Here is a 954-nt window from a genome sequence, read left to right as displayed (position 1 = left end):
CTTTCAAAGAAAGATCGCAAGGTGCTTGAGGCGTGTTGTCGCTCACCGATGACATTGCAGCGCGATTTGAAGCGGGCGCGGATAGTCCTGTTGGCGGCGGACGGGTGCAGCACCCGGTCGATCGCCAAGGAAGTTGGGGTCCAGCCGCGGATTGTCAGCCTTTGGCGGCATCGCTATGCCGACCAAGACCTTGAAGGGCTGCAAGACAAGCCGCGGCCCGGCAAGCAGCCGATCTATACGAAGACGACCGACAAGCGGATTCTGAAGCTGCTGGATAAGCCGCCTCCGTAAGGATTTGCGCGCTGGACCGGCCCTCTGCCGGCCGAGGCGCTCGGCGATGTTGACGTCCAATATGTCTGGCGGTTCCTGCGCAGCCACAAGATTGACCTCGCGGCTCGCAAGTCCTGGTGTGAGAGCAACGACCCGAACTTTACGGCCAAAGCCGCCGATATCGTTGGCCTTTACGTCGCCCCGCCGGCGAAGGCTATTGTGCTCTGCGTGGACGAGAAGCCCTCGATCCAGGCTTTGGAGCGAGCGCAGGGCTATCTGAAGTTGCCCAATGGCCGCGCCTTGACCGGCCAGAGCCACGATTACAAGCGGCATGGCACCACAACATTGTTTGCAGCGCTCGAAGTCGCCACCGGAAAGATCATCGCTACGCATTCAAAACGCCGTCGCCGTGTCGAGTTTCTCGATTTCATGAACAGCCTCACCGCGGCCTTTCCGGGCCGGAAGCTTCACGTCATCCTCGACAACCTCAACACCCACAAGAAGAATGAGAACTGGCTCAAGGCCCATCCCAATGTGCAATTCCATTTCACGCCGACCAGTGCGTCGTGGCTCAATCAGGTCGAGGTATGGTTCTCAATCTTGCAGGGACAATCGCTCAGCGGCACCTCCTTCACAAGCCTCAAGCAGCTTCAGGAACACATCGATGCCTACGTCAACGCGTAC

General features: G+C 59.0%; 1 pseudogene. It reads left to right on the top strand.

Annotated features, from left to right (window positions below):
• Positions 1–954, top strand: a pseudogene (locus AC066S_RS38935) (IS630 family transposase); the annotation flags it as partial.

This window comes from Bradyrhizobium sp. CFUWI (genome assembly GCF_056429085.1).
The sequence above is the reverse complement of the archived record's forward strand: the minus strand, read 5'-3'. Positions and strand labels throughout refer to the sequence as shown.